This is a genomic window from Frankia sp. CgKIO3 (assembly GCF_977946435.1).
On the sequence record NZ_CDWTMO010000249.1, the window covers coordinates 1 to 4,127 of the forward strand.

Here is a 4,127-nt window from a genome sequence, read left to right on the forward strand (position 1 = left end):
CCATCTCCGTCGCGAGTCCCGCCTTCGTCCCCGCCTCCGTCTTTCCGGGCGAGCGTCGAGACCCCGCCGGCGGCGAGGAAGTCGCTGGCGGCGCGGGTCGCGGCGACGACGGTTTCCGACGGCAGCGCACCCGCGCCCAGCAGCGCCGTGGCGGTCGCGGCGAAGCGGTCGCCGGCGCCGCAGGGATCCGCGGCGACCGGCGTCGCCGGTGCGATCAGCGGGGGCGTGTCCGAGGCGCCGACCAGCAGGGCATCGCGTTCGCCGAGGGTGATCGCGACGCCGGCGGCACCCCAGTGGGCCACGAGCCGGCGGCCGCGGTCCGTAGCCTCGGCGATGGGGTCCCGGCGCACCGTGGCGTTGCGGGTGAACCACCGCGCCTCGGCCAGGTTCGGCGTGACGAGCGTGGCGCCGCGCGGGGGCACGTCACCCCGCGGGTGCGGATCCCAGACGAGTGGAACCCGCCGCGCCCGGCCGGCGAGCGCCGCGGTGACCGGGCGATGCCGCGTGAGCCCGCGACCGTAGTCGGCGACGAGGATCGCCCGGGCCGCGGCGAGCGCCCGCCGGCCCGCCTCGGGAAGCGTGTCGCGCACCGCGCCACCGGTCCCGCGATTGTCACCGGTCCCGCGATCGAGACGCAGCAGGGTGCTGGTGCCGGTCCGCATCCGGATTTTCTGCGGTGTCGGGCCGTCGAGCCCGAGGTCGACGACGGTGACGCCGGCGTCGGCGAGCAACGCGGCGAGGCGTCGCCCGCCCTCGTCGTCAGCCAGGGCGGTGACGAGGACGACGTCGTGACCGTCGCGGGCGGCGAGCAGGGCGGCGAGGCCCGCGCCGCCCGGCCGGGCCAGGTCGTCGGTCTGGTCGAGCACGGGCACCGGCGCATCGGGGGCCAGCCGTTCGACCCGGCCGACGAGGTCGCGGTCCAGCAGCGTGTCTCCGACGACGACCAGCGGCCGCCGCGGGGACGGTGGGGCAGCGCATTCCGGTGGGGCAGCGCATTGCGGTGTGGACGCGGACGAGGCGGCGGATCGCGGCAGGGTCTCCCGGGTCGGCGCGACGCCCAGCGCGACGTCACAGGCCGCGCAGAGAACGTGCACGGCGACCAGGTGGGTCTCCTGCACGGTCGCGCTCGACGGTTCGCTTTCGCGCGGTTCGTTCTCGCGCGGTTCGCTCTCGCCTGCGCGCCCGGTCGCCACGATCTCGTCGCAGGCGGCCGCCAGTGGGCTGTCGGCCCGGCCGACCAGCGCCCACGTTGTCAGGCCCAGCTCCCGGGCCGCGTGCAGCAGATTGGCGCTGCGGCCCGAGGTGGACAGCAGCATCAGGACGTCGCCGGGCCGGCCGTGGGCGCGCACCTGGCGGGCGAACACGTCGTCGTAGCCGAAGTCGTTGCCGATCGCGGTCAGCGAGGAGGTGTCAGCGTGCAGCGGGATGGCCGACATCGGGGCCCGGTCGTCGCGGAACCGGCCGACCAGCTCCGCGGTCAGATGCTGGGCCTCGGCGGCGGATCCGCCGTTGCCGGCGGCGAGCAGCCGGCCGCCCGCGGCCAGGACCTCGGCCAGCCGGGTCCCCCAGGCGGCGAGCCGGTCGACGTCGAGTCCGTCCAGCGCCAGCTGCAACGCGGCGACGTGGCCGCGCCCGGACGGCATCGGCCGGCATGCCGCCGGTCCCGGTGTCAGTCCCGGTGTCGGTCCCGGTGTCGGTCCCGGTGTCGGTCCCGGTGTCGGTCCCGGTGTCGGTCCCGGTGTCGGTCCCGGTGTCGGTGCCGGTGCCGGTCGGTCCATGGGTCAGACCCCCGCCGGGAGATAGGGACGGCCGAAGCGGGACGTGCCGTGGCGGGTCAACCGCTGGTAGCTGCCCAGGGTCAGCGTGGCCACCCGGTCCCAGGAAAACAGGGCGCGGGCGCGCCGGGGGCCCTGCTCGCCGAGTTCCCGCCGCCACGCGGGGTCGCCCATCAGCTCGGCAAGGGCCTCAACGATCCGTTCCGGGGACCGTGGTGGCACGTGCAGGCCGGTCTTGCCGTCCACGACCGTGTCGACGAGACCGCCGACGGCCGAGGCGACAACGGGCACGCCGCAGGCCATCGCCTCCAGTGGGACGATGCCGAACGGTTCGTACCAGGGCACGCAGGTGACGACATCGGCGGAGCGGTAGAGGGCGGGCAGTTCGTCGTGGTCGACGCGCCCGATGAAGCTCGTCCGGTCGGCGACGCCCAGCTCGACCGACAGTCGACGCAGCCGGTCCACCTCCGGGTCGGTGTCGAGGTGCGCCGGATCGGGACCACCCGCGACGACGAGGTCGGCCGCCGGCAGATGGGGCAGCGTGCTGATGACGTTGCCGACCCCTTTGCGTTCCACCAGACGACCGACGAACAGCAGCCGGACGCGGTCGCCGTGCCGCGGCCGGGCCCATCCGTGCGGGGTGAACCGGGACAGGTCCACCCCGCAGGGCACCACGCTGACCCGCCCGCGCGGCGTCCCCAGCCGGACCAGCTCGAACACCTCGTCCGTGCAGGTGGCGAGGAGCTGGTCGACGTCGCCGACGAGCCGCTGTTCGATGGCGACGCGTTCCGGTGGCGAGGTGTCCTTGCGGCCCTGGTGGCGGCGTTTCACCACGCCCAGGGCGTGCATCGTGAGCACCACCGGGATGCCCAGCGGCCGGGCGGCCCGCAGCGCGGCGAGCCCGGACATCCAGAAGTGCGCGTGGACGACGTTGGGACGGCACCGTCGCCACTGCTCGTGCAGGTCGGCGGCGAAGTCGTCCATGTAGGGGAGAAGTTCGTCTTTAGGAACGAATCTGGCGGGACCGGCACGCACATGGTCCACCTGGACGCCTTCCCCGCGCCTGACGCGGCGCGGCAGGTCGGGGTCGTCCCGGCGGGTGTGCACGATGACGTCGACCTGCCGGCGGGCCAGGGCATCGGCCAGCGAGGCGACGTGGATGTTCTGCCCGCCCGCGTCGACACCGCCGAGTGTCGCGAGCGGGCTGGCATGCTCGGAAACCATCGAGACCTTCGTCGGGACCTTCATCAAGGGGCCTCCAGGACCTCCTGCCGGGCGGGGGGAACGGTGACGACGGGGAAGGCGAGAACCGTCTCCAAGGCGTCGACGACCTCGTCGGGTTCGACGGTGTTCAGACAGGGATGGCCGGGCACCGGGCAGTCCCGGGCCCGGCATCCGGCGCAGCCGATCGCCTGGTCGCCGAGCAGGACGTGCCGGGAGGTGTAGGGCCGCCACCGTTCGGCCGGCACCGTCGGGGCGAACAGGGAGACGATCGGGGTGCCGACCGCGGCGGCGAGATGCGCGGGGCCGGTGTTGCCGACGACCACCGCGCCGGCCCGCTCCAGGACGCCGGCGAGGCCCGCCAAGTCCGTGCGCCCGCCGAGGTCATGCACGCCGGGCAGGCGGCCGGCCGCGGTGGCGGTGAGCCCCACCTCGTCGGGTCCACCGGTCACGACGACCCGGTGTCCCCGGCCAGCCAGCCGGCGCACCACCACCGTGAACCGCGGCGGGTTCCAGCGTCGGGCGGCCACCGAGGCGCCCGGATGCAGGACGACGTACGGCTCCGGGCCGATCAGGGGGGTCGGGTCCGGCAGCGGCCGGCGGACCGCGAGCAGCCCGTCGTCCTCGTCCGGTAGCCGGTAGCCGGTAGCCGAGCGCCGCCGCGGTCGACAGGGCTCTGGTGACCTCGTGTAGCCCTGTCTCGGGCAGGTGGTGGCGGACGTCGAGCAGCGTGCCGGGGTAGTCCTCGCTCACGGCGGCGATCCGCCCGACGCCGGCCATCCGCAGCAGCAGGGCCAGCGGCAGCGGATTCTGGTGGAACGAGGTGAGGATCAGCGCGTCGTCGAGGCGACCGGCGGCCAGCCGGTCGACGAGGCCGTCGACGTCGTCGCGGCGCACCGGTGGCGGGCTCGCGTCGATCCAGGGGCAGCGCCAGACGACAACCTCGTCCACTCCGGGCAGCAGCTCGGCAGCCGTCCGCCCGCGGGGGCCTACGAGCAGGGTCACGTGCGCCGCGGTCGCGGCCACCGCGAGGATCGCTGGACCGGACAGCAGGACGTCGCCGTCGCTGTCGAGGCGCGCGACGAGCACCCGGGCGGTCATCGCCGCACCGCCCCCGCCGCTCCTCCCGTT

Annotated in this window: 4 protein-coding genes; 1 reads left to right on the top strand and 3 read right to left on the bottom strand. The window is 75.0% G+C overall.

The genetic code is table 11. From position 1 onward, the window contains the following. The 3 genes from AC08OJ_RS18925 to AC08OJ_RS18935 form a co-directional block, all read right to left on the bottom strand. On the bottom strand, positions 1-1,643 hold a 1,643-nt coding region (locus AC08OJ_RS18925), incomplete at its 3' end, for a PfkB family carbohydrate kinase (protein ID WP_476596443.1). Between the two features lie 138 nt (positions 1,644-1,781). Beyond that, entirely contained in the window at positions 1,782-2,999 is a 1,218-nt protein-coding gene (locus tag AC08OJ_RS18930) for a glycosyltransferase (RefSeq protein ID WP_476596444.1), read from the bottom strand. Between the two features lie 23 nt (positions 3,000-3,022). Continuing rightward, complete coding sequence (locus AC08OJ_RS18935) at positions 3,023-3,526, bottom strand: glycosyltransferase family 9 protein (RefSeq protein ID WP_476594628.1); 504 nt, start codon at positions 3,524-3,526, stop codon at positions 3,023-3,025. A gap of 181 nt (positions 3,527-3,707) precedes the next feature. Here AC08OJ_RS18935 and AC08OJ_RS18940 point away from each other — a divergent pair. After that, positions 3,708-4,127: hypothetical protein (locus AC08OJ_RS18940; RefSeq protein ID WP_476596445.1), on the top strand; the 420-nt coding region annotated here is incomplete at its 3' end.